Source organism: Shewanella oncorhynchi (assembly GCF_012584455.1).
GTDB classification, from domain to species: Bacteria; Pseudomonadota; Gammaproteobacteria; order Enterobacterales; family Shewanellaceae; genus Shewanella; species Shewanella oncorhynchi.
Window position 1 is genome coordinate 228,156 of sequence record NZ_JABAEB010000006.1, and the last position, 22,601, is coordinate 250,756.

The following is a 22,601-nucleotide window of genomic DNA, read 5'->3' on the forward strand; positions in this document are numbered from 1 at the left end:
CTTGTAGCCTTGATATCGCATTTGCGTGTAAGTGTACATAAATTGTTGAGGTGATTAAAACGTGTAAAATTACATTATTTATGTTTAAATTTAGCAGGTTATGATTAAACGGTTTACTGTTATAGAGTGTCAGGGGGCGGAGGTTCGAATCTTCTCATACCGACCAAATTAGATGCTTTTTGTTAGTTTGTTTTAATCATTAAAATAACCAGCAGTTAAGTAAAACAAAACCCCGTGTTAGCATTGCTATACGGGTTTTGTTTTTTATATCTTTTCGCTGCCCATATGATTAACGCTGCTTGCGACTAAGGTTCAAGTTCGAGTGATTAGGCTGATTTGGGTACAGCCAAAGGCAAAAATTTTTAAGGTGAAATCGTCAATTTCACAAATTATATGCATCCGCCATTTAGCATTTAAGACATTATTGAGTAGGACATTTACCTATGCGCGCGTTTGTTTTACGAGCAAGATCAGCACCTACTGACAGTCAGTTGTTTTTGGCTTCTGTCGGCCAAGAGGCGCATACCGAGATTTTAGCTCATACCTTGATGAACACTATCTTTGTGGCTCAGTCCCATCGAAACGATGTTGTCGTTTATTTGGTGCTAGAAAGTACCCATGATTTTTCCCGCACTATCTGCTTCGATACTCGAAATATTTGCCATATTGGTGGTTTTCACGAGCACGCTTTGCTCACTAAAATTGCCAAAGCCTTAGATATTTCTCGGGGCATGACGAAGGAGCAAACCCGTGTTGTTGACGAGGGCATCAGTGTCAGTACCATCAGTTTTGAAAAGCTGGTGCAGGACCTCGCGGTGGATTATCAATTGTTTATGATGGATAAGAAGGGCACTTCAATCCGTGAGCAAGAATTTGTGGGTAATCCGTGCTTTTTGCTGACCGATCATATTCCTATGCCGAAGAAAAGTTTTAATACCTTGAAACGACTCGGCGCGCAAAAGATTAGCCTAGGGCCAAAGATGCTGTTTGCTTCCCAGTGCGTGGTATTGATCCATAATGAATTGGATATCAATCAATAGCCTCTGACTCTTATGTATCCGTTGCTAACGCTGACTATTCCTGTGGTAACGTGTGTGTCGAGCCCCATTTTTTAATGGGGTTTTATATTTTCCCCTTTAAAAATGTAATCGCTTTTTGGGCTCTGCGTGACAAGGGCCATTCCGCACGGTGGATAAGCCAAATGGTGTCTACAACTTGGCTGCCACATTCCACAACATAAATATCTTCTTGTCGTTCAAAGGCTTTTCGGGCGTATTGCGGTATAACCGTAAATCCTAGCCCTTTTGCGACAGGTTCGAGAATGAGGCTGATTTGGTTGGTAAATCCCTTGCAGGGGATCTCTTGAATGCCGGGGTGAGTTGGATATTTACGGCTAAGCAGCCGAGTCGCCATAGCCTCACCATCGGGATGGGAGATAAACCCAAGCCGTTGTAAATCAGCCCATTCATGTTGTTTATGGCTCGCAGGTACCACAAGTTCAAGCGGCTCTTCGGTAAAATGTGTGCTGTGAATACGAGGATCGGAAGGTTTTAAGGTTACCATGCCGATTTCATGTTCATTGGCCAACACTGAGGCCACTATCTCATTGTCAGGGGCAAAACGGTGGCGAATGCTTAACGCCGGAAAGGCTTGTTGTAATTCGATTAATAATGGAAAAAGCGTTAAACCAATGCTACCTGGAGTGATAAGGCTAATATCACCGGCATTGGCGTCATCATGGATAAGTTTCTGTTGTAGGCGTTTCTGCGCGCATTCAACTTCTTTAACGTAGGTCAGCAGGTTTTCCCCTATGGGGGTGATTTCAAGCTGGCGGGTGCGGCGTAAAAACAGTGTGCCGTAGGTTTCTTCTAAGCGACTGATATGCTGGCTCACAGCCGCTTGGGTGATACCTATGGCTTCGGCGGTGCGGGTGAAATTCCCTTTCTCGACTAGCACGCTAAAGGTGTATAACCACTGTGGATTTATCATAAGTAAAATTTATCAAATCTATAATCTGTATGTGCTTTTAATTATGGCACGATAAGACTAGTCTGTCGTCATTCAGTATTCAAATACCTTTTGATTTTAATAGACACAGGAAACACCATGGCCGATCTATTTTCATCCTTCAAACTTAAAGACATCACCCTCAAAAACCGTATTGCCGTTGCACCCATGTGCCAATACCAAGCCACTGATGGACTCATCAACGACTGGCATCAGGTGCATTACACTAGCCTTGCCCGTGGCGGAGCGGGTCTTGTTGTGGTTGAAGCCACAGCGGTTTCTCCTGAAGGACGTATTACCCCCAAATGCCTTGGGTTATGGAATGACGAACAAGCACAAGGTTTAGCAAAAGTGGCTAGTGCGATTAAAAATGCGGGTGCTGTTGCAGGTATTCAGATTGGTCATGCAGGCCGTAAAGCGAGTGCCAATATCCCGTGGGAAGGGGATGACCATATTGCCGATGATGACGCGCGAGGTTGGCAACCGATTGCACCATCAGCCGTCGCATTTGGGGCAAACTTACCTAAAGTACCTACCGCTATGACGATTGAGGACATTGAGCGGGTTAAAGCCGACTTTGTGGCGGCGGCAAAGCGTGCCTTAGCGGCAGGATTTGAATGGTTAGAACTGCATTTCGCCCACGGTTATTTAGCCCAAAGTTTCTTTTCAACCTATGCCAATCAACGCACCGACCAATATGGTGGCAGTGCCGAAGGGCGGGGGCGCTTTTTGTTAGAAACCATTGCCGCGGTAAGAGACGTTTGGCCATCGCATTTACCCTTAACGGCGCGATTTGGCGTGATTGAATTCGACCATAAAGATGAAGAAACACTGACGGAATCGATAACCTTGGTGAAGCAATTTAAGCAAGCGGGGCTCGATATGCTAAACGTCAGCATTTGCTTCTCGACCCCAACGGCAAATATTCCATGGAGTCCTGCATTTTTGGCGCCTATTGCAGCGCGGGTTCGTCAAGAAGTGGGGTTCCCCGTTGCGACTTCTTGGGGTATGGATGATCCACATCAAGCCAATGCGGCCATTGAAGATGAACAAATGGATTTAGTGATGATAGGTAAAGCGTTTTTAGCGAATCCACATTGGCCATATCAAGCGGCGCAAACCTTGAAAATTGCGCGCCCATCTTGGGTATTACCTGCTTCCTACGCCCATTGGTTAGCACGCTACTCTACGGTTAAAGCCGATTGATTGTAGAGTGAGTTGATTTAAGCCTAAGCCTTAAAAAGCCGTTATCTAGCGATAGCGGCTTTTGGCTTTAGTGGCAGGTAAGGTCCATCATAAGAGACTAGCTACAAGAGATTAGCTACAAGAGACTAGCTTCAAGATAATGGCCACGCAGCCCCCACGCAGTTAAATCCAAGCTTCGTGCATTTCGTATTCATCCAGTCGCCAGGGAATAAAAAAGCCCCAATCCTGTAGGAATGGGGCTTTCTTAACTAAGATGATGAAGCTCAGTGGTTATAGAAACGTCGACCTTCACGCATCACTTCAATCAATTCAGGCGCGCTCATTTTTTTATTGAGCCTATGTTCATAGTTTTCATCGTAAATACGATATTTACCGTGGCGGTCAATCACTGTCACTTCTGCTTCTTGATAGATAGCAAAAATACGGCTATCACCTATATAGATCCACGTTTCTTTGTCAGGTTGTAATAGGCTGCGGCCAGCGCTGTAATCTGTCGTGTTATTGGTGCAACCTAGCACGTGGGTCATTAAAGTCGGCGCAATGCCGTAATGGCTGGTGCGGTATTTGACCTTAGAAGCACCCGTATTCGGCCAGTGGATCACTAATGGCACTTTGACACTCTGTGGTGACAGGTTGCGATTAGCTTCATCACTATTGCTGGTGAACATTTTGCCATTGACCCCAGTGATAATCACTAAGGTGTCGTTGGACACATTGGCCAGCATCGCCTTGAGTTGTTGATCGACAAAATACAGAGATTGGCGATATTGATTAAACAATACTTTTTGCGCTGGCATAAGGTCGGTATCGGCTTTCACTGTTTCGATACCCAGAAAACCCACGGGAGTATCAAAATTTTCTGGCGCTTTTAAGTTAACGAGCGCCAACCAAGGTTTATGTTGGATGCTGTGCCACTCGTTAAAACTGGCCACTGTGTGCAAATCGGCATCGGCGCTGCCATTGGTTTCTTTGGCTATGACAGGATTAAAGTCATTAAACATCGCCTGTGATGAACGCAAATTGAGATTGGTTTCAGGGAGGAAAAGCCCCAATTCATAGCCTGCTTGTTGAAAACTTCTGGTCAGTAAAGGACTGGTGCTATTAAAAATTCGCGCATCGCCATAACTGCCTTGCAGGCCATAGAGTAGCGAAAACATGCCTGTTCTAAATTGGTTGCCGCCGCTGAAATGCTGGGTAAAAGATTGATTATTTTCAGTGTATTGTTGTAGGAATGGCATGCTTTTACCATCGACCATATCCGCCCGCAAACTGTCGATGGTAATCATCAACACGTTGATTTTCGTGTCGGCCTGGCAGGTGAGTGGCTGCTCTGGATAGCTGAGTACACTGGTGCTGTGATTGACGTCATCGCCTTGGTATGAACCATCGATACCGTGACTTTCCATAAAGGAGCGAGCAGTCGCGGGATAAGATAAAGGATAAGTATCGTCGAAACGGGTAATTTCTGTGATATCGGCGGCATCGGCCCAAATGTGGATCAAGTGGCTGCTGATAAAACAGATACACACTAAGGTGATAACTTTATTGCCTAAATTGAGTTTTTGGATCTTCTCTATGCGTTTCCACAAAAAATTGGCCATGGTCAGTTCAATGGCGATGATGGCCAACGGGGTGACGATATAAGAAGTACCACGGAGCAAGGCATTGAGATCCGCCCAAGCTAAATCGAAGGCGAAGGGGCTCAAGTGCATGCCGTAATCGGCGTAAACAATGGTATCGTACAATAAGATACAAAGACTTAGGGTCGCGATCACCGCCGCGACACCTCTTAATATCTTTGAATAGGGCAATATCAAGGTTAGTGGAAATAGGCAGATCAAATAGGCGATAAAGGCGAGAAAGCTAAACTGACCAATAGTGCTGACGCTCAGATAAAACCAGCCATACCAAGTTTCTGGATAACCTACGCTGCCAAGGTATCGGCTGCCGACTATCATGGCTAATAAGCCATTGAAGAAGGCGAACCAATGCCCCCAGTTGATGAGCCGGGAAACCCGATCGCGGCTCATTTGCTTTTTTCGCTCGACCATAGTGATCCGCTTATTCCTAAAAGGCCTTGTATCTTATATTCTTTTGATGATTATTACCCAGTTAACTTACTGGGATTTAACCGATTGTGCGAGTGCTTTTGCAAATTGTTCGGCCACGGCTTGGCGCGATTCGCTAGGCACTTTACGTTCTAGCAGATTAGTCACGCAGTTACCCAATGCCATCAGGCTCAGGTCAGTCGGTGCTTTATGCTTTTCTAACACAGCCAATATTTCGGCGATTAATGATTCAACTTGGGTGTTTGAGTATTTCGATTGGATTGCCATAATCAAAAAATGTTTCACTTTGGAATGGATTAGCGGCATATAATAGCGGATTTATCCCAGTATCACTATCAGGGCTTATGAGTATTAACATCGAACACGCAATTATTCACGAGATTTCTCAGGACAGTCAGGGGCAATTACGCTGCCGTTTGCGTCCTCAACCTCTGCTGAACGGTCAGGCGGTCGAGGTGATGCTCGACGAGTTGCATCAGACATATACGGGAAAGGCCGGTAAAGGTTTTGGCTATTTTGGTATTCACGGCGACGACGGTGAGGCCAATCCTGCTTTTGCCAATGCACTAACTCAATACCGTGGCGGCGATTTAGGATTTGTGGAATTTTCTGGCCAAGCCAGTAAATTACTGCAAGAAGAATTGTCGAAATACGATTTCAGCCAAGGCGGTTTCCTGTTGATGTCTTGCTATACCAGCATCACCAGCGATTATTTGTTTGTGGCTTTATTAAGTGCGAAGTCGTCAATGACAGTATTAGACGATATGGAACTGTCGCAAAATAACCATTTGGATTTAAATAACATCCAACTCGCGGCGCGTATCGATTTAACTGAGTGGCAAGCCGATAAGGATTCTCGCAAGTACATCTCCTTTATCCGTGGCCGTGCGGGACGCAAAGTCGCCGACTTTTTCCTCGACTTTATGGGTTGCGTAGAAGGCGTCAATACTAAGGCGCAAAACAAAACCTTAATGAATGCGGTTGAAGATTTTGTTGCCAGCAGTGAGTTGACGAAAGACGAGCGTCAGCAGTGCCGCAATAAAGTGTTTGAATACTGTAGTGAGCGTTTCGATGAAGGCGCTGACATTGAGATCAAAGACTTGGCCGATGAGTTAGCCGATCAAGGCATGGACTCCTTCTATGATTTTGCCCGTGGCGGCAGTTATGATCTTGATGAAGAGTTTCCGGCCGACAAATCAACCCTGCGTCAATTGAAGAAGTTTTCTGGTACGGGTGGCGGTGTAACGTTAAGTTTTGACGGCGGTCACTTAGGCCAACGGGTGATTTACGATCCCATCTCGGACACGATTTTAATCAAAGGTGTGCCAGCAAACTTAAAAGATCAGCTTGATCGTCGTCTTAAAGGCGAATAGCACTTAATTCATCCATTGTTTTTTAAGCGAACGAATAACCAAAGGCCGAGAGTTTTACTCTCGGCCTTTTTGCTGTGCTAAGTCGCGCTGACTTAGTGTCTATGCTAAGTGAGTACTTCTTAGTCAGTGACTCGTTGCCTATGTTAGTTATTGGAACTAAATGGCACAGGACGTGGCGTATCTTTATTCGATGGTGGCAAAATAGGTAGCGTGATTTGCGGCTGATCGCCCGTTAAGGACTCAAGGAAGGCGACCATTTCTTTCACTTCTTGGTCAGAGAGTTTTTGCCCTAATTGAATGTCTGCCATGGTATTCACCGCTTCTTCCAAGGTCCAGACGCTGCCATCATGGAAGTAGGGGTAGGTGAGCTCAATATTGCGTAGTGTCGGCACTTTAAACACATATTTATCAGCTTCTTTACCAGTGACGCCCTTACGACCTTCTGCTGGGTTATTGGTGTGGAACGGTTTGATGAGTCCCATTTTCATATACATGGTTCCACCGACAGCGGGGCCGTTATGGCAACTCACGCAACCTTTATCCTTGAAGAGTTGGTAACCCGCTTTGGCATTTGCGCTGATGGCATCTTGCTTGCCCAGAAGATATTGATCGAAGGGGCTATTAGGGGTGACTAAGGTTTTTTCAAAGGTGGCAATCGCATCGGTTAAACGGTCAATTGTGACTTTTTCATCGCCATAGACCTTGGCGAAGTGCGCTCGGTAGGCGGGCATAGAGGCGATAGTTTCAGTTGCGAGTTCATGGGTAAAGCCCATCTCTTTCGGGTTGGCGATAGGGCCCGCGGCTTGTTCTTTCAAATCACTGGCACGACCATCCCAAAATTGAGCCAGCATAAAGTCGGCATTAAGCACTGTGGGCGAGTTAATTGGGCCTTCCTGCCAATGATGACCAATAGACGTTGGCAGTGCATCGACACCACCAGTGGATAAATTATGGCAAGAGTTACAAGAGATAAAGCCAGATTTAGACAGTCTGGGTTCGAAGAACAGCATTTTACCTAATTCAACTTTTTCAGGCTCAGTGATCTTGGCTGCTGTAATGACTTCGATGGGTTCTGCACTGATAGCATGGGTACTGGCTAACATACCTGCGATGAAGATTGCGATAGATGTAAGTTTGGTCATCTTATTTCTCCCTATATAACCTTGGTTTTTGTATGGTTTAACAGGGATGCTAGCGGTTAATAATGCTGAGTGATAATGCTTTGTTTCGATTGGGTCTATCGTTGTTGCGGATTAAGCTTTTGCGATCTAATTCGCTGTTTTTACGTTGTTATTTTGCTAGGTTGAGTGGTATTTCTGTTAAGGCTTTATCTGTTAATCGACAAGGTCGATGCATTGTTGCTTTCTGCCTATCGGTACCTGATGGTTGCAATGAGTCGAATTGCTGGATTTTCGACTACCTGATACACACATCTGATACAAACATCTGATACAAAATATTGGGCTGAGTGGATTCATTTGTCGCGACAATAGACGGAATTGATTAGAATCTCCATTCATGTTGAGTTAACTCGTGTTGAGTGCCTCAAGTTAGCATGCTCGGCCATCGCCAAGCGGTGCTATAAAATTACATAGGCGGACTGTTTTTCTGCCGAGGAGCGTTAATGCAATTGTTTGTCAAAGATTTAACTGTGATCGATTTTTCCTATTTGTGCCCAAAGCGCGGCATGGTGGGGGAGAGTTGGATTGTTGATGTTCTGCTAGAGGGCGGATTAGACGAGCAAAACATGGTGCTCGATTTTGCTAAAGTCAAACGCACGATCAAGCAAACCATAGATGCGGTGGCCGATCATCGTTTATTAGTGCCTACGGCCTGCAGCAGTGTGCGATGGCAACAGCAGGGCGATAGAGTATGGATGGATTTTGATAGTCAGTTAGGTGAAATTCATTTGGCCTGTCCTTCCCAAGCCTTTGCCTTAGTGCCGACCGAAGAGATTGATATTCCCAGCGTGAATGCCTTTTTACAGAAAGCATTGCGCGAAGCTTTACCTAAGAATGTCGAAGGGATCACGCTCACCTTAAGACACGAAATCCTCGATACGCCTTATTACCATTACAGCCATGGTTTACGTAAACACGATGGTAATTGTCAGCGTATCGCCCATGGACATCGTAGTCCTATTCATGTTTATGAAAATGGCAGTCCAGCACCTAAGTGGGATGAGTATTGGGCCAAACGTTGGCACGATATTTATTTAGGCAGTGAAGAGGACTTGGTTTCAGTTAAGACCCTTAATCTTTCGCCGCAAACGCGGATAACCGATGACAGCCACTATGGCTTTCATTACCAAGCCCCCCAAGGGGATTTCCAATTGGCAATGCCAAAGGAATGCTGTGATTTAATTCCCCACGACACGACGGTTGAGTTGTTAGCCGATTATATTGCCACGACATTAGTCGCTAAAGTGCCAGGAAGTCAGTTTAAAGTGGTGGCGTTTGAAGGTGTTGGCAAGGGCGCGATCGTCGTTAAGGGATAGGCACTACGAGCTGATATAAGTGAATGGACTTAAACTATTCACCTTTTAATCACGGATTTAATAGGCCTCGATAGATTATCGGGGCTTTTTTGTTTGTTTTTATCATAGGCTGAACTGAGATTACGACAGGGATGTGGGTTTGCAGAATCGATTTTTATGGTGCGTTAGGTTAACGTGGCATTGATTGAATTCGGCTGCGTTTTGTGTCGCGATGAATGTATTTAGTGGGTCTTGATCCCTATTGCCCATCGATAAGGATTTTTTGAAGATGTTGGAAACTAGGATATTGGAAACTAAGATGCTGGAAAATAATAAGATGTTGGGAAATAAAGTATCGCAATTTTTATCTCACGGTGGAGCCCCCCTAAGTTCAAATCCAGTGCGCTGCTTATCGGCATTATTCACTTTGGGCCTAGTGCTCATTGCGCCTCAGGTACAAGCTGAGGTGAGTTTACAGGGTAAGTTAGAGCAAGGCGCATTAATGCGGGGTCAAGCGCCAGCGGGCACTCAGATTAGCTTAAATGGTGAAGCCATCAAGGTCACGCCTGACGGCCATTTTGCCTTTGGTTTTGATCGCGATGGTGAACTGAGCCAACAGCTAACCTTGGTTTATCCCGATGGTTTGACTGAGGTTAAGCCTTTAACCTTAACCAAGCGAGAGTACGACATTCAAAGTGTAAAGGGCATTAGCTCGAAGATTATGAAGCCCGATCCTGTCGCGCAGGAAAGAGCGGCGAAAGACACGGCGCAGGTGAAAGCGGCGCGGGCAACATTTAGCGAGCAAACTGCATTTTTACAGGCGTTTATTTGGCCTCTGACGGGGCGTATTTCAGGCGTTTACGGTAGCCAGCGTATTTATAATGATATACCCGGTAATCCACACTTTGGGGTGGATGTGGCGGCGAAAACCGGCACTGTCGTGGTCGCCCCTGCCGATGGTGTTATTAGTCTTTCTGTGCCTGACATGTTTTATTCGGGCGGGACTATGGTGATCGATCATGGCTATGGCGTGAGTTCGAGCTTTTTGCACTTGAGTAAGCTTTACGTCAACGCGGGTGAAGTGGTTAAGCAAGGTCAAGCCGTGGCAGAGGTGGGCGCAACAGGCCGTGCAAATGGTCCACACTTAGATTGGCGAGTGAACTGGTATCAAATGCGCCTCGACCCTACGACCATAGTGCCGCCAATGGCAACAGTGCTGGCGAATGAGAAAGCTAACAAAGCGGCCAAAAAGGGCTAGGTTTGATATCCAGTTCTGGCTCACTTAAATGGCGCAATGATGCGCCATTTAATGGTGATCCTTATCGTGAACACTTAGCGAGTTGGCTTCTTTCTAGGCTAGCTTCAAATGTCCGCTTGCCAATAATTATTTTTAACCGAGTCGCCTAAAAAGATTACTTCAACAGTGGATGATCAGCTGGCAGTTGGCGGGTGATCCATAAAATCAGTTTGTGTTTCATGTTTGGCCCATCTTCTTTATCTTTGGCCAGTGGCTGAATCAAGTTGTCGGTGACCAATAAACGGTAAATACATTCCACTTTGTCTTTGGGTGAGATGCCTTTGTCGAAGTCTGCATATCCGCGTTTTTTGGCATAGCCCACGCCGATTTCCATGGCGAACTTCAATATTTGTGCTTCGTTCTTGTGTGGCTTCATTGGCGATCCTCTGTTTGCACATAGCATCCATCTACTGGACACGATAATTTGTGCCTGATGGCATCTGCGAGTTATATGTCCTAAGTTACGCTAAATATGCTGTTTTTTAGATTTAATTTTGGCGATTTTTGACAAAACCACCAAAAAACTGACCTAAAAATAACGAGAATATTGAATCTGATTAAATTGTCATCAACTCAGATGTTAACTCAGTTACTGTCGTAGGTTTTAGCTAAGGCAAGTGCCGATGAAAATCTAAGCTCAGTTTTATCTGCCTGAGTTTAAGTCTGACTTAACATTCAGATACTTGTTCGCTCGCGATGACCGCTTTTATGCCATGGGGATGCACTTTAATGCATATATTGCCGCGTTTAAAGGCGATAGTTGGATTGGCTAAACGTTCTTTATCGCCTTTGGGCGAGCTCATCTTGACCTTAATCTCAGCAAGGGATGGTAAGTCTGGTAATCTTGAGTGCTCTGATTCAGCTGTCTGCTCAGATTGCGGCAATGGACTCAGTCCTAGGTTGAGTAAAGGGCAGAGTGTTGGACATAAGACCAGTAAATCTTGGCTCAAGGTATCGCAATCTTTGGCTTTAGAATCAATAACTAATTCTATGTGCTCCCAGCCTTCCTGTGGATAAACTTTATCACTAGGATAGGGAAGCTCGACGCAGGCAATGCTAAATTGACCGAGTGTGAGTGGCGTGTCTAGCTCGATGATTAGAATCGTACGGCCATTGATGATGTTGTCTGAAATGATTTTACCTATGCGGCTAAAGGCGTCGCGCAGGGCATCGGCACTGGCGATGGAATTGACGCGCAGCGCGACATGGTCGCAAACCAGTGCTTTATCTGCTAAGTCTAAGGTTTCAAGCAAGGCTAAAATTTGTGCTTCGAAGGCTGGCCAGCCTTGGATTAATTGCTCATAGCTGAGGTTTGCACTGTGCGGCGCAACAGGCTCGTTGAATTTAGGCATAAATACTCCAAGGCATTTCTATTGGCGTTAGTTTTTATCCCTAAGTAAATGACTGAGAATATTACAACTAACATCATGCTTTTAATGGTTAAATAAAAACGCCCATTAAGCTGGGCGTGTTTGATATCGTTCAATTATCTATTTGGCATTTTGCCATCTGGATATTGGCTAAGGTTACGGCCAAATCTCAATTGGTGTTCCTTCATCGACCACTTTCCACACTTCATCCATTTCGGCGTTGGTAATCGCGATACAGCCGTCAGTCCAGTTGTATTGCTGGGCTTGTTCTGGCGGCAGTGACGACTTAGGGTTTTGGCCGTGGATCATGATCATGCCTCCGGGTCTAATGCCTAAGGCTTTGGCTCTGAGTTTATCCTCTTCATTAGGATAGGAAATATGGATCGATTTATAATAAGCACTATCAGGCTTTTTATAATCTAGGGTATAACGCCCCTGTGGTGTGCGTTGATCGCCTTCCTTTAATTTGTGTCCAGCGGGTAGGTCACCCATGGCGATGCGATATTGTTTGAGCACTTTGCCATCGCGTAATAAAGCCATACTGGATTCGGATTTAGTGATCACCACCAGATCCACTTTACCCATGCCAGAGGCATGTAATTCGGGTGAAACGAGAGCCGCGATAGTCACAGTGAGAGATGTCAATGTGGAAAGTAGGGTGGCGCGCATGAAGTCCTCGAAAATAAACACAGGTTGTTGGCTTTTTTCGGCATCATACCGCAATTTTATCCTACTGTGAGTAGATAATTTTGAGCTAGGTGCAATTGCATGGCAGACTCGTGGCATATTTATACTGTAATCCCTGTGTTAGTCAGTTTGTTGCAAGGAAGTAAAAGCTTTTATGTCTGAGAATATCGAATCCGAAAGTCCGTTAAAACGTCAATTACGTACCATTATTTTTGGCACTGATACTCCCGCTGGCCGCTATTTTGATATCGCCCTCATGGTGTGTATTGTGTTGAGTGTCGGCTTAGTGTTCCTCGACACAGTAGAGATATTCCATCGCGAATACGGCCAGCTTATTTCTGTGTTGGAATGGGTATTTACCATTATTTTTACGATTGAATATGGCCTACGTTTGTACTGCGCGAATCATCCTGTGTTATATGCTCGCAGCTTTTATGGTTTAGTGGATTTGTTATCGGTATTGCCAAGTTATCTGGCGTTGCTGATCCCTGGCGCTAACTTCACCTTAGTCATCCGGATACTTAGGCTGTTTAGGATTTTCCGCGTACTCAAATTACTGCGTTATTTGAGTGAAGGAAATGTTCTACTTAGGGCGATGATGCAGTCGAGTCGTAAGGTTTTTTTGTTTTTCTTCTCGGTCAGTTTGATCGTTATGGTACTGAGTTCAGTAATGTATGTGGTTGAAGGGCCTGATAATGGTTTCAGTTCAATCCCTAAATCTGTGTACTGGACAATTGTGACTATTACTACAGTCGGTTACGGCGACATTACCCCGAAAACCGGATTAGGTCAGGCGATTGCGGCTTTTACTATGCTAATTGGTTACTCGATTATCGCAATCCCAACGGGGATTTTAACCGCCGAGATATCCCAAGAAGTAGGGCGTCATCGAGATTTACGCTCGTGTAATCAATGCCATAAGACAGGTCATGATATTGATGCCATGTATTGTAGTCGTTGTGGATGTGAGCTAGATAGCCTAGATGTGCCCGTTGATAAAGGCGTTTCATGATGACTTCGGCGAACACTTTTTATTTTTTGTAGGTAAAAGACACGTATGACGCAAGCCAAGTTTGTTGAAGGCCCCATATTACGCCATATCTTAGTGATGAGTTCGACCGCAGCGGTAGGGATTTCTGCCTTATTTGTCGTGGATTTACTGGATATCTTTTTCCTGAGCCTATTGGGAGAGCATGAACTCGCGGCGGCTGTGGGATATGCGGGGAGTATTTCGTTTTTTACCACATCGATTGGAATTGGTTTATCGATTGCATTAGGGGCTTTAGTGTCTCGCTCGATTGGCGCAAAAGAGGTGGTGTTGGCAAAGCGCTTATTACTCAATAGCGCGGTTGTGACGACACTGATCAGTGTGCTGGTGGCGGCAGTGGTCACCATCTTTATTCCTGAGCTAGTTGCCTTAGTCGGCGCGAGTGGTCATACGGCAGAGCTTGCTGCGAGCTATTTGTATATTCTCGTGCCTTCCTTGCCTTTTATCTGTCTTGCGATGGCGCTCGGCGGGGCTTTGCGCGCCGTGGGTGATGCAAAGTTATCTATGATGTCGACCTTAGCGGGAGGCGGCGTTAATGCAGTACTCGATCCGATTTTTATCTTCATGTTCGCCATGGGGATTGAAGGCGCTGCATTGGCATCCGTTTTAGCGAGGGTGGCGGTATTTGTGATTGCCGCTCGCGGTGTGGTGGTTAAGCATAAGTTGTTAGGCCATTTTGATAAGGCACATTTTGTCGCCGATCTTAAGCCCATCTTTGCCATTGCAGGTCCAGCGATGTTAACCAATGTGGCAACTCCCATCGGAAATGCCTTTGTGACCCGAGCGATCGCCGATTTCGGTGACGCTTATGTGGCAGGCTGGGCAGTATTGGGGCGTTTAATCCCTGTGGCCTTTGGGATGATCTTTGCACTCTCTGGCGCGATTGGACCTATTGTTGGGCAAAACTTTGGCGCAGGTCAGTTTGACCGAGTACGTGAGAGTTTAACGCGGGCGATTCAGTTTTGTACTGTGTATGTGCTGGTAATGTCTTTGTTGCTGTTTATGCTTAAGTCACATTTGGTCAGTGTGTTCGATATGAAGGGCGACAGCGCTGATCTTATTCACTTTTTCTGCAGTTATATCGCAGTATTCTTTATCTTTTCGGGGATTTTATTCGTGGCGAATGCGTCCTTTAATAACCTTGGCAAGGCCAAATATTCCACACTGTTTAACGTAGGTAAAGCCACTTTAGGCACAGTGCCCTTTGTGTATTTTGGTGCACTTTGGGGCGGGGTTTACGGTGTATTGATTGGGCAAATTTTAGGGTCTATTTTGTTTGGCACATTAGGTGTATGGGTTGCCTATCGTTTAGTGGATAAAGTGGCGGCGCAGGCACAGTTTTCAGCTGCGCCTAATCTTGATGCTGCGAATGCTATCCCCCGCAATGTCGTACTGACTGAGGAAGAGGAAATCGCTAATTGTGTTGCACAGAACTTACCGAGTGCGACCAATCCGCTTTCATCCTCTTGCGTGCAGATGGCGCAATTAACGGAGGAGCAAGAAAATGAGCCCGTATTGCCCTATTTAGACGAGGGTAAAAAGCCTAATTGACGTTATGTGGCTTAGCTGTGCCGTGTAGAAGCTGTGGGCAAGAACGCAGATAAAAATGAACTCTTAATAACGAGGAGCAGTCAGAAAGCTGCTAATGATAGGAATGCTGAAAAACAAAATGCCACAAGATTGCTTGTGGCATTTTGTTTGAAACGGCGTTTGCACTTCATTTAGTTAAGCTAACAATGCCAAAATACGCCGCTAAAAGACTATTCTGCTGAGCTTCTTATTCTTCGTTACTGCTTATTCTTCAATACTTGGCGTGTCTTGTTGGCCTTCGACTTGTTCAGTCGCGGCTTCTGATGCCGCCATTTTTGCGCGATCAGCCTTAGAGATGTAACCTGATTTTGCAGGTGAGCCGATAGTCACTGGGTCGACTTTATTCAGTCTGGCCTTAGCGCGTTTAGCTATTTTCTTGATGATCTTTTGTTTCTTGTTCATGACGTCTCTAATTTCGTTTCGCACCTGCTACGCGCAGGAATATGAGGCCAAGGGCTCAATTGAGGCGGGATTCTAACTCAATCTGAGCGAACTGACCATGTTTTGCTGAATTTTGTCGAAAACAACGGCCACTCTTTGGGAACTAGTTTTGCTATATGGCGTTAGCATAACAATTTGACTCAAACGGTACTGTTAGTATTTCACACGACAAATGCTGCAAATTCTGCGGTGTAGGCTGTCAGTGTGGATCAAAAGCCATTATATTGCCTAGCATTATGAGTTTGAAAAATTGACTCTACTGTTATTTTATTGCTCATATCCTGAGCCGAGGAAGATGTGTGTTATTAACTAAAATCACTTTTTTTGAGCGCTTTGAGCACGATATATTAAGTGGCACTAAAACCATTACATTGCGTGATGAAACGGAATCCCATGTGATTGCAGGTCAAACGCTTCCCGTTTCAACCTTCGAAACCGACCGCTGGTTTTGTGATATCCATATTATTGATGTCGTGCCAGTGACCTTAACTGAGCTCTCAGACATTCATGCTAAGCAAGAGAATATGACGTTGCCGCAGTTACGTGATGTGATTGCAGAAATTTATCCCGGTCTTGAGCAATTGTTTATGATCCAGTTTAGGGTTTTACCGCAGTAAAAGTATAGAGCGTAATTCGTAAAATAAAAAAGGCCGCACAGCAGCCTTTTTATTACAAATTCAATGGCATATTAAGTTGTCAAAGATTGCTGAACTGTTCAAGAACATCAGCTATCCAAGACAACTAAACCGTCCAAGGTAACAGTTTTTTGGCAAAGTGATCGGCTTGGCCTAAGCGAATCGCTGCGCGGTGACGCATCCGATAAAATGCTTGATAGCACAGGGGGACTAAGTACAAGCTAGTCACTGTCGAGAACGATAAGCCACCAATAATGGCGATTGCCATGGGGTAATATGGCGGGCCACCGCCACCGATTTGGGTATCACCCATCGCCAGTGGGACTAATCCCAGTACTGTTGTACCTACTGTCATTAACACTGGCCGCAAACGGGTGATACACACCTCCCGAATGGTGTCAGACAATTTGTCGAGATCCGGTGTCATCTGATTGATTTGATCCACCAGAACGATACCGTTGTTCACCACTATCCCCATTAAAATCAAGATACCTATCATTGCCATCACAGAAATAGGGGTACCTGTGATAAACAGCGCCCAGAATACACCTGTGATGGAAAATAGGATCGAGGTAATAATCGCTGTCGGTAACAGTAGAGATTCAAACAACGCCGCCATAACAATATAAATCATCGCGACAGCCAAGAGCATATTAGTCACCATCACGTTCTGATCTTCATCTTGGCGCTCGAAGCCACCACGGAGTGAATAGTCGTAACCATCGGGGAAACGGATATTTTCCATCACTTGCTTGATCTTAGTTTGCGCCTCTTCTGTGGTGAGGTTTTCTAAGTTAGCCCCAATCGACAGCGAGGTTTGGCGATTGAAGTGTTTGATAGTATCGAAGCGGGGTTGGATCTCAATCTTCGCCAGATTATCTAAGGTGTACACTCTTTGGTCGAGGCGTACTATGGGTAACTGCTTGAGTTTCTCAAGTGACTTTTGCCATTCTTTCTCGTAGGCCATTTCGATGCGCAGCTCGCCATTAGGATCGTGGCGGAAGGATCGTAGCGGTGAACCGCGCAGTGCCATGGAGATACTTGAGGCAATTTCATTGAGTTTTAAATCTAACCGCGCCGCCATTTGTCTATCAATGCGGATAATCACTTCTTGCTGAGCGCCGTTAAGCTCGGAGCGAACATCTTGCAATCCTTTGATATTTTGCAACAAAGGAATAACTTGTTCGCTCAAATTAATCAGCTCAGAGGTTGAACGTCCTGTCAGTGTGACTCGCACGCCAGAGTTGTCATTGCCCCAGCCAAATTGCGGTTTGGCGATGGAATACTTAGGGAAGCCGCTGCGGATTTTCTTTTTTAACTCATCCACTGACATAGGTAAATCTTTCTTTAGGAGGATCACTGATGAGCCATCGTCAGAGGCATAATAGCTGTAGACAGAATCAATATGGAATTCCTCTTTATTGTTATAAAGATACTCTTCCATTTGGTTGATCATTGCCTCAGTAACATTGAGATTATGTCGACCTTCTACTTGGTAGTTAATGTAGATTCGTTCATTGCTCTCGCTGTCTTCTTGGTCCTGTTTAACCATAGATAGCGGCAGGGCGGTGGATGCGAGGATCGCTACAGCAATAACGCCTGAACGCCACGGTCTGAGCAATACCCAATCTAGGCTATTGTTGTAGAAACGCTGTAATTTACCCCCATCCTTTTCGGGGGCGATGTCGAAGTGGAGCTTAGTCAACATCAAAGGGATTAAGGTTTTTGCGACCAATAGCGACGCGGCGAGTGAAATACAAATCGCAATAGCAACATGCTCTAGAAAAATGGTGATCTCGACTTTTACGCCAAAAATATTAGGTAAAAATACAATGGCGGTTGTCATTGTGCCTGCCAATACCGCCAGAGACACTTTATCGACCCCCGTCATGACAGACTCTTCATTGTCCTTAGGGTGTTTACCTTGTTTTTCCTGCAGTACGCTCTCAGTGACAACTACAGCATTATCAATCAACATACCGACGGCAAGCAGGAGTCCCATCATAGACAGGATATTCAAGCTGTAGCCGAGTAGATACATAGCGGCGAGCGTCATACCGATTGAAATAGGCACGGATGACACAACCACTAAAGTTATTTTCAAATTACGCAGGAATAAGTACAGCACCACAAAGGACAGCAGTGCACCGATTAACCCTGAAAGCAGCAAATCCATTAGTGAAGATTTTACTCCAGAGGCTTGATCTTCCATGATAAATAGACGAATACCTTGGAACTGTTGGTCTTGCTTCGCAAGCTCAATTACCTTCATTACACGGTCTGACACTTCGACTAAGTTAGCGCCAGATTCCTTAAACACATCCAAACCCACGGCATAGTGCTTATCTAAATGTCGACCTTCGATACGTTCAGGTAGGGCAAATTGCACATCGGCGATATTGCCTAAGGTCAATCCGGGGATCAGTACTAGTGCTTTGATATCTTCAAGGTTTCTAAACTCACCCTTAGGTGAAACTTGATAAACGATATTACTGGCCCTGAGTGTACCTGCGCTCAGCACAAAGTTCTCTCTGCCGAGACGTTGTTGCAAATCTGTGGCTGAAAATCCACTGGCGGCAAGGCGGTCGGCATTGATGCGTACCTCAATTTGCTTTTGCTCAACACCGTACAGGCTGACCTTAGAGACACCTTCAACACGTTCAAGCGGACGCTTGAGCTGTTTATCGAGTAGATCGAATGCACCTGAAAGCTCACGATCACTTGAGATACGTATGGTGAGCACAGGCATGTCGGCGGTGGAGAATTGGCGGATAAAGACCCGCTCCACATCCTTGGGCAGTAAATGCCGCACTGCATCGATTTTTTCCCGCGCTTCTAAGCTCTTAGTTGCAACGTTTTCCCCCCACTTCATGTTGATTTCGATTTCGGCGCCTTCTTGGGAGGACTCTGATTCAAGCTCATCAATCCCACCCATAGTCGCGAGGGATTCCTCCAGCACTTTGGTAATATCGCGTTCCACTTCAGCAGGGGTCGAGCCTTTGTAAGGCACTTCCACCACTATCTGTGGGATATCAATACCGGGGAACATTTCCAGCGGTAATAGGCGACTCGAGGCGAGACCAAACAGCAAGATAGCAAAGAAAAACATGCTGGTGGTTACGGGGCGCTGAATGGCTAAACGGGTGAGGTTCATGGGCGAGCCTCCTCTACGTTTACATGTGAGCTAGTTACTGCGTATTCTTTACGGTCGAACAGGGCATAGAGCACTGGGAGCACAATTAAGGTCAGTAGTGTTGATAAACTCAGACCAAAGATCACCGTAATCGCCATCGGTGCGCGCACCTCTGAGCCATCACCTAGACCTAGCGCCATCGGCAATAAGCCTAAGATCGTGGTGAGGGTTGTCATCATAATGGGGCGTAGGCGCGATTTAGCTGCATCGCGAATGGCATCAAGTTTTTGAGCACCTTCGCTACGCAGTTGATTGATCCGATCCACAAGCACAATCGCGTTGTTCACGACGATCCCCGCCAACATGATAAGGCCAATAAATACCACCACACTCAAATGAGTTTGGGTGATATAAAGCCCAAGTACACTGCCACCTAATGCCATAGGTACGGCAAAGAGAATAAGCAAGGGATGTAATAGTGATTCAAACTGACTCGCCATGACTAAATACACTAAGAAAATCGCTAAGATAAGGGCAATTTTGAGTGATTGGAATGAGTGCTCCATTTCCTCATTTTGACCACCAAAACGGGCCTGAACCGATGCGGGTAACACTTGTTGCGATAGGATCTGCTGCGCCTGTGCAACCGCATCGCTTAAATCACCATAGGCGAGGTTAGCTGATACGAGAGCCACACGTTGTTGGCTGATGCGGTTAATCGCAGATGGGCCTAATTGCAATGAAACTTCTGCAACTGCGCTTAATGCAATAGGCTGACTGCTATTCGGATTGATGATTAAGGCATCGATATCGCTGATTTGATCCCGCTCTGCGAGTTCACTGCGCACCAGAATATCAATCTTACGGTCACGCACTGTGTATTGACTGGCAACAGTACCACCAACACGTTGGGCAATACGGTTCGCAACCGTTGGTGCATCCATTCCTAGAGCCGCTAACCTTGCATGATCGAAACGGATACTTAGCTCTGGTTGACCATCACGTAGACTGGTGTTCACGTCGGCAAAACGCTCCGAGGCGGATAATGCTTTGACGAGACTATCTGCGCTGCGTTTGAGTAAGTTCAAATCGTAACCTGTGAGCTCAATCTCCAGTGGCGTTTTAAAGCTGAATAACTCAGGTTGCTCAATTTTCGCTTCAAGTTCAGGAATACGGCGCGCAGTATCACGTAATACTTGAGTGACTGCGTTATAGGCACTGTGGTCGTTAAGCACCACTTGCAAGCGGCCCCAGTTTTCACCCCCGCGGGCAGTATCCGAAGTCATCAAACCGCCGCTACCAGCTTGGCTATAAGCATGTTTAACTTCGGCTCTGTCTTTAATGGACAGTGCAAGTTGCTGTAATATCTTGTCGGTTTCGCTCACTGCCGTACCCGGCGGTAGCAAGATCTCCACATAAAACTCACCCTGATTCATTGGCGGAATAAGCTCCATACCAAGTCGCGGTAACAAGCTAATACAAGCGCCTGTTATTGCAATCGTGAGTAACAGCGTTGCTTTTTGTTGGCGCAGCGCCGAGGCCAGAAGTTTGTAATAAACCTTCTCAATACTGTGGTATACAAAGTTAAATGCAGAGCTTAACGGGCGCATCACTAGACCAATAAGCCATGAGAAGAAGCGGCCTAAAATCAACACTAAGGTCAGTAGTGCACTGGGTAAGTAACTAACAATTAATAGAATAGGAAAGGAAAACACAGTCGCGCTATAGTGTTTAAGCTTGCCCATTTTAGTGGTGGGTTTATCCTTAGGTGTCGTTTTTATCAGCGCGGGTAAGGTTTTAAAGCCTTCACGTGATGCCAGCATTGGAATGGACGTTAACGCGACTAATAGCGATGCTAACAGCGCAAAAGTGACCGTTAGCGCTTGGTCTGAGAAGAGTGCGCCAGCAATCCCATCCACAAATACTAGCGGCACAAACACCGCAAGAGTGGTGAGTGTTGAGGCAAAAATCGCGCCTGCCACTTCTTTAGTCCCTGTCACTGCAGCTTCTAATTTACTCATGCCTTCGCTACGGCAGCGGTCTATGTTCTCTAATACCACAATGGCGTTATCGACCAAGAGGCCGATGGCAAGGGCGATACCACCTAATGACATGATATTTAAGCTGATATCGGCAAAATACATCATGTTAAAGGTGGCGATGACTGAGAAGGGAATCGAGATAGAAATAATCAGTGTCGGGATGATATTACGCAAGAACAGGTAAATCACTAGCATAGATAACAAGCTGCCCATCAGCGCAGAAGAGGTGACTTCGCTGACCGCACTTTCGATAAACTCAGACTGATCGTAAATCACTTCGAGCTTATTTTGCTTAGGGTCTTGATTGATTTTGACGAGTTCATCGCGCAGTTTTTTGGCGACAGCGACAGTATTTGCATCACCTTCTTTATAAATGGCCAGTTCAATCGATTCTTGACTGCCGATGCGGGTGATATCACTACGCTCTTTGTAGGCATCTGTGATGGTAGCAACTTCGAATAAACGGACTAAAGCTTGCTCGTCGCGATAGACGATCACTTGGCCGAGTTCATCTAATGAGTTGAATTGGTTTAGCGTTCGTACTAAGTATTCGCGATCACCTTGGATCACTTTACCCGCAGAGAGGTTGATGTTTTCCTCATTAATACGACGTTTAATATCATCGGCATTGAGATTGAGCTGCGACAGTTTTTCTTGATTGAGCTGAATATGCACTTCTTGCTCTAGGCCGCCAGATAAACGCACGGCGGCGACCCCAGATAGCGCCTCTAAACGACGCTTAAGCTCTTCCTCTGCATAGGTGCGCATTTGTTTGAGATCGGCTTCAGATGCATTGGGCACCGACAGCGCAAGACGCATAATGGGGTCGAGATTGGGGTTAAAACGCAGTAATAAGGGCTTTTTTACATCGAGCGGCAGAGCGATAGTGTCGAGTTTTTCACGTACATCTAAACTCGCCATATCCATTGTTGTGCCCCATTCAAACTCAAGCACCACATCTGACATGCCTGAGCGCGAAATAGAACTGATTTTACGTAAGCCTTTGACCACGCCAACGGCTTCTTCAATTGGTTTAGAGACGAGCTGTTCGACTTCAACTGGCGCCGCGCCGTCATACATAGTGCGAATGGTTAATGTGGGATAGCTTAAGTCTGGCAGTAACTTCACCGCTAGGCGGGAAAATCCCACCATACCGAATAAAATCACCGCCAGCATGAACATCCATACCGTGACTGGCCGTTTAACAGAAGTGCTGATAATTGACAT

Annotated in this window: 18 protein-coding genes; 8 read left to right on the forward strand and 10 right to left on the reverse strand. The window is 45.7% G+C overall.

What is annotated here, in order from left to right; genetic code table 11:
- Positions 1 to 443 precede the first annotated feature (443 nt).
- Positions 444 to 1,040, forward strand: coding sequence for a tRNA (pseudouridine(54)-N(1))-methyltransferase TrmY (gene trmY / locus HGO26_RS11785; protein WP_168825360.1), 597 nt, complete (start codon positions 444 to 446; stop codon positions 1,038 to 1,040).
- 82 nt (positions 1,041 to 1,122) lie between these two features.
- On the opposite strand, the gene HGO26_RS11790 is transcribed toward trmY, so the two are convergent.
- Positions 1,123 to 1,989: a LysR family transcriptional regulator gene (locus HGO26_RS11790; protein ID WP_168825362.1), complete on the reverse strand. Its 867-nt coding sequence runs from the start codon at positions 1,987 to 1,989 to the stop codon at positions 1,123 to 1,125.
- 117 nt (positions 1,990 to 2,106) lie between these two features.
- On the opposite strand from HGO26_RS11790, the gene HGO26_RS11795 reads away from it, so the two are divergent.
- The gene (locus HGO26_RS11795) at positions 2,107 to 3,213 is read left to right on the forward strand and encodes an NADH:flavin oxidoreductase/NADH oxidase (RefSeq protein ID WP_168825364.1); all 1,107 of its coding nucleotides are present in this window, start codon (positions 2,107 to 2,109) and stop codon (positions 3,211 to 3,213) included.
- Between the two features lie 263 nt (positions 3,214 to 3,476).
- On the opposite strand, the gene HGO26_RS11800 is transcribed toward HGO26_RS11795, so the two are convergent.
- Both HGO26_RS11800 and HGO26_RS11805 read right to left on the reverse strand, forming a co-directional pair.
- Positions 3,477 to 5,264: a DUF3413 domain-containing protein gene (locus HGO26_RS11800; RefSeq protein WP_168825366.1), complete on the reverse strand. Its 1,788-nt coding sequence runs from the start codon at positions 5,262 to 5,264 to the stop codon at positions 3,477 to 3,479.
- A 66-nt stretch (positions 5,265 to 5,330) separates the two neighbouring features.
- Positions 5,331 to 5,549, reverse strand: a complete 219-nt coding sequence (locus tag HGO26_RS11805; RefSeq protein WP_011847036.1) for a YejL family protein — start codon at positions 5,547 to 5,549, stop codon at positions 5,331 to 5,333.
- A 77-nt stretch (positions 5,550 to 5,626) separates the two neighbouring features.
- Here HGO26_RS11805 and yejK point away from each other — a divergent pair, with 77 nt between their 5' ends.
- Positions 5,627 to 6,655 carry a nucleoid-associated protein YejK gene (yejK, locus tag HGO26_RS11810; RefSeq protein ID WP_006081997.1) on the forward strand — a complete coding sequence of 343 codons (1,029 nt, stop codon included), beginning with the start codon at positions 5,627 to 5,629 and terminating at the stop codon, positions 6,653 to 6,655.
- 143 nt (positions 6,656 to 6,798) lie between these two features.
- Here the strand turns inward: yejK and HGO26_RS11815 are convergent, their stop codons facing one another.
- Complete coding sequence (locus HGO26_RS11815) at positions 6,799 to 7,797, reverse strand: cytochrome-c peroxidase (RefSeq protein ID WP_028759686.1); 999 nt, start codon at positions 7,795 to 7,797, stop codon at positions 6,799 to 6,801.
- Positions 7,798 to 8,279: 482 nt separating this feature from the next.
- On the opposite strand from HGO26_RS11815, the gene HGO26_RS11820 reads away from it, so the two are divergent.
- Both HGO26_RS11820 and HGO26_RS11825 read left to right on the forward strand, forming a co-directional pair.
- Positions 8,280 to 9,152, forward strand: coding sequence for a 6-carboxytetrahydropterin synthase (locus tag HGO26_RS11820; RefSeq protein ID WP_028759687.1), 873 nt, complete (start codon positions 8,280 to 8,282; stop codon positions 9,150 to 9,152).
- Positions 9,153 to 9,450: 298 nt separating this feature from the next.
- The gene (locus HGO26_RS11825; protein ID WP_425596658.1) at positions 9,451 to 10,389 is read left to right on the forward strand and encodes a M23 family metallopeptidase; all 939 of its coding nucleotides are present in this window, start codon (positions 9,451 to 9,453) and stop codon (positions 10,387 to 10,389) included.
- A 154-nt stretch (positions 10,390 to 10,543) separates the two neighbouring features.
- Here HGO26_RS11825 and HGO26_RS11830 read toward each other — a convergent pair whose 3' ends face one another.
- The 3 genes from HGO26_RS11830 to HGO26_RS11840 all read right to left on the reverse strand — a co-directional run bounded on the left by HGO26_RS11830 (position 10,544) and on the right by HGO26_RS11840 (position 12,467).
- Positions 10,544 to 10,804 (reverse strand): DUF5062 family protein, encoded by a 261-nt coding sequence (locus tag HGO26_RS11830; protein ID WP_006081993.1) that lies wholly within the window; start codon positions 10,802 to 10,804, stop codon positions 10,544 to 10,546.
- 292 nt (positions 10,805 to 11,096) lie between these two features.
- Positions 11,097 to 11,780 (reverse strand): VOC family protein, encoded by a 684-nt coding sequence (locus tag HGO26_RS11835; protein ID WP_168825368.1) that lies wholly within the window; start codon positions 11,778 to 11,780, stop codon positions 11,097 to 11,099.
- Positions 11,781 to 11,954: 174 nt separating this feature from the next.
- Positions 11,955 to 12,467, reverse strand: coding sequence for a L,D-transpeptidase family protein (locus HGO26_RS11840; RefSeq protein ID WP_028759690.1), 513 nt, complete (start codon positions 12,465 to 12,467; stop codon positions 11,955 to 11,957).
- A gap of 172 nt (positions 12,468 to 12,639) precedes the next feature.
- Between HGO26_RS11840 and HGO26_RS11845 the strand changes: the two genes are divergently transcribed.
- A complete protein-coding gene (locus HGO26_RS11845; RefSeq protein WP_168825370.1) occupies positions 12,640 to 13,497 on the forward strand; it encodes an ion transporter in 858 nt (285 codons plus the stop codon).
- Positions 13,498 to 13,542: 45 nt separating this feature from the next.
- Positions 13,543 to 15,084, forward strand: a complete 1,542-nt coding sequence (locus tag HGO26_RS11850; RefSeq protein WP_168825371.1) for an MATE family efflux transporter — start codon at positions 13,543 to 13,545, stop codon at positions 15,082 to 15,084.
- A gap of 243 nt (positions 15,085 to 15,327) precedes the next feature.
- On the opposite strand, the gene HGO26_RS11855 is transcribed toward HGO26_RS11850, so the two are convergent.
- Positions 15,328 to 15,525: a DUF2986 domain-containing protein gene (locus tag HGO26_RS11855; RefSeq protein WP_028759693.1), complete on the reverse strand. Its 198-nt coding sequence runs from the start codon at positions 15,523 to 15,525 to the stop codon at positions 15,328 to 15,330.
- Between the two features lie 338 nt (positions 15,526 to 15,863).
- Between HGO26_RS11855 and yqfB the strand changes: the two genes are divergently transcribed.
- Positions 15,864 to 16,181, forward strand: a complete 318-nt coding sequence (gene yqfB / locus HGO26_RS11860) for a N(4)-acetylcytidine aminohydrolase (protein ID WP_113940516.1) — start codon at positions 15,864 to 15,866, stop codon at positions 16,179 to 16,181.
- A gap of 124 nt (positions 16,182 to 16,305) precedes the next feature.
- Here the strand turns inward: yqfB and HGO26_RS11865 are convergent, their stop codons facing one another.
- On the reverse strand, positions 16,306 to 19,353 hold the full coding sequence (locus tag HGO26_RS11865) for an efflux RND transporter permease subunit (RefSeq protein WP_168825373.1): 3,048 nt from the start codon (positions 19,351 to 19,353) through the stop codon (positions 16,306 to 16,308).
- Entirely contained in the window at positions 19,350 to 22,601 is a 3,252-nt protein-coding gene (locus HGO26_RS11870; RefSeq protein WP_168825375.1) for an efflux RND transporter permease subunit, read from the reverse strand. The genes HGO26_RS11865 and HGO26_RS11870 overlap by 4 nt, the downstream gene beginning before the upstream one ends.

Coding starts and splice junctions, on each gene's coding strand:
- trmY (WP_168825360.1), top strand. CDS start 444: ATGCGCGCGTTTGTTTTACGAGCAAGATCAGCACCTACTGACAGTCAG.
- HGO26_RS11790 (WP_168825362.1), bottom strand. CDS start 1,989: ATGATAAATCCACAGTGGTTATACACCTTTAGCGTGCTAGTCGAGAAA.
- HGO26_RS11795 (WP_168825364.1), top strand. CDS start 2,107: ATGGCCGATCTATTTTCATCCTTCAAACTTAAAGACATCACCCTCAAA.
- HGO26_RS11800 (WP_168825366.1), bottom strand. CDS start 5,264: ATGGTCGAGCGAAAAAAGCAAATGAGCCGCGATCGGGTTTCCCGGCTC.
- HGO26_RS11805 (WP_011847036.1), bottom strand. CDS start 5,549: ATGGCAATCCAATCGAAATACTCAAACACCCAAGTTGAATCATTAATC.
- yejK (WP_006081997.1), top strand. CDS start 5,627: ATGAGTATTAACATCGAACACGCAATTATTCACGAGATTTCTCAGGAC.
- HGO26_RS11815 (WP_028759686.1), bottom strand. CDS start 7,797: ATGACCAAACTTACATCTATCGCAATCTTCATCGCAGGTATGTTAGCC.
- HGO26_RS11820 (WP_028759687.1), top strand. CDS start 8,280: ATGCAATTGTTTGTCAAAGATTTAACTGTGATCGATTTTTCCTATTTG.
- HGO26_RS11825 (WP_425596658.1), top strand. CDS start 9,451: ATGCTGGAAAATAATAAGATGTTGGGAAATAAAGTATCGCAATTTTTA.
- HGO26_RS11830 (WP_006081993.1), bottom strand. CDS start 10,804: ATGAAGCCACACAAGAACGAAGCACAAATATTGAAGTTCGCCATGGAA.
- HGO26_RS11835 (WP_168825368.1), bottom strand. CDS start 11,780: ATGCCTAAATTCAACGAGCCTGTTGCGCCGCACAGTGCAAACCTCAGC.
- HGO26_RS11840 (WP_028759690.1), bottom strand. CDS start 12,467: ATGCGCGCCACCCTACTTTCCACATTGACATCTCTCACTGTGACTATC.
- HGO26_RS11845 (WP_168825370.1), top strand. CDS start 12,640: ATGTCTGAGAATATCGAATCCGAAAGTCCGTTAAAACGTCAATTACGT.
- HGO26_RS11850 (WP_168825371.1), top strand. CDS start 13,543: ATGACGCAAGCCAAGTTTGTTGAAGGCCCCATATTACGCCATATCTTA.
- HGO26_RS11855 (WP_028759693.1), bottom strand. CDS start 15,525: ATGAACAAGAAACAAAAGATCATCAAGAAAATAGCTAAACGCGCTAAG.
- HGO26_RS11865 (WP_168825373.1), bottom strand. CDS start 19,353: ATGAACCTCACCCGTTTAGCCATTCAGCGCCCCGTAACCACCAGCATG.
- HGO26_RS11870 (WP_168825375.1), bottom strand. CDS start 22,601: ATGTCAATTATCAGCACTTCTGTTAAACGGCCAGTCACGGTATGGATG.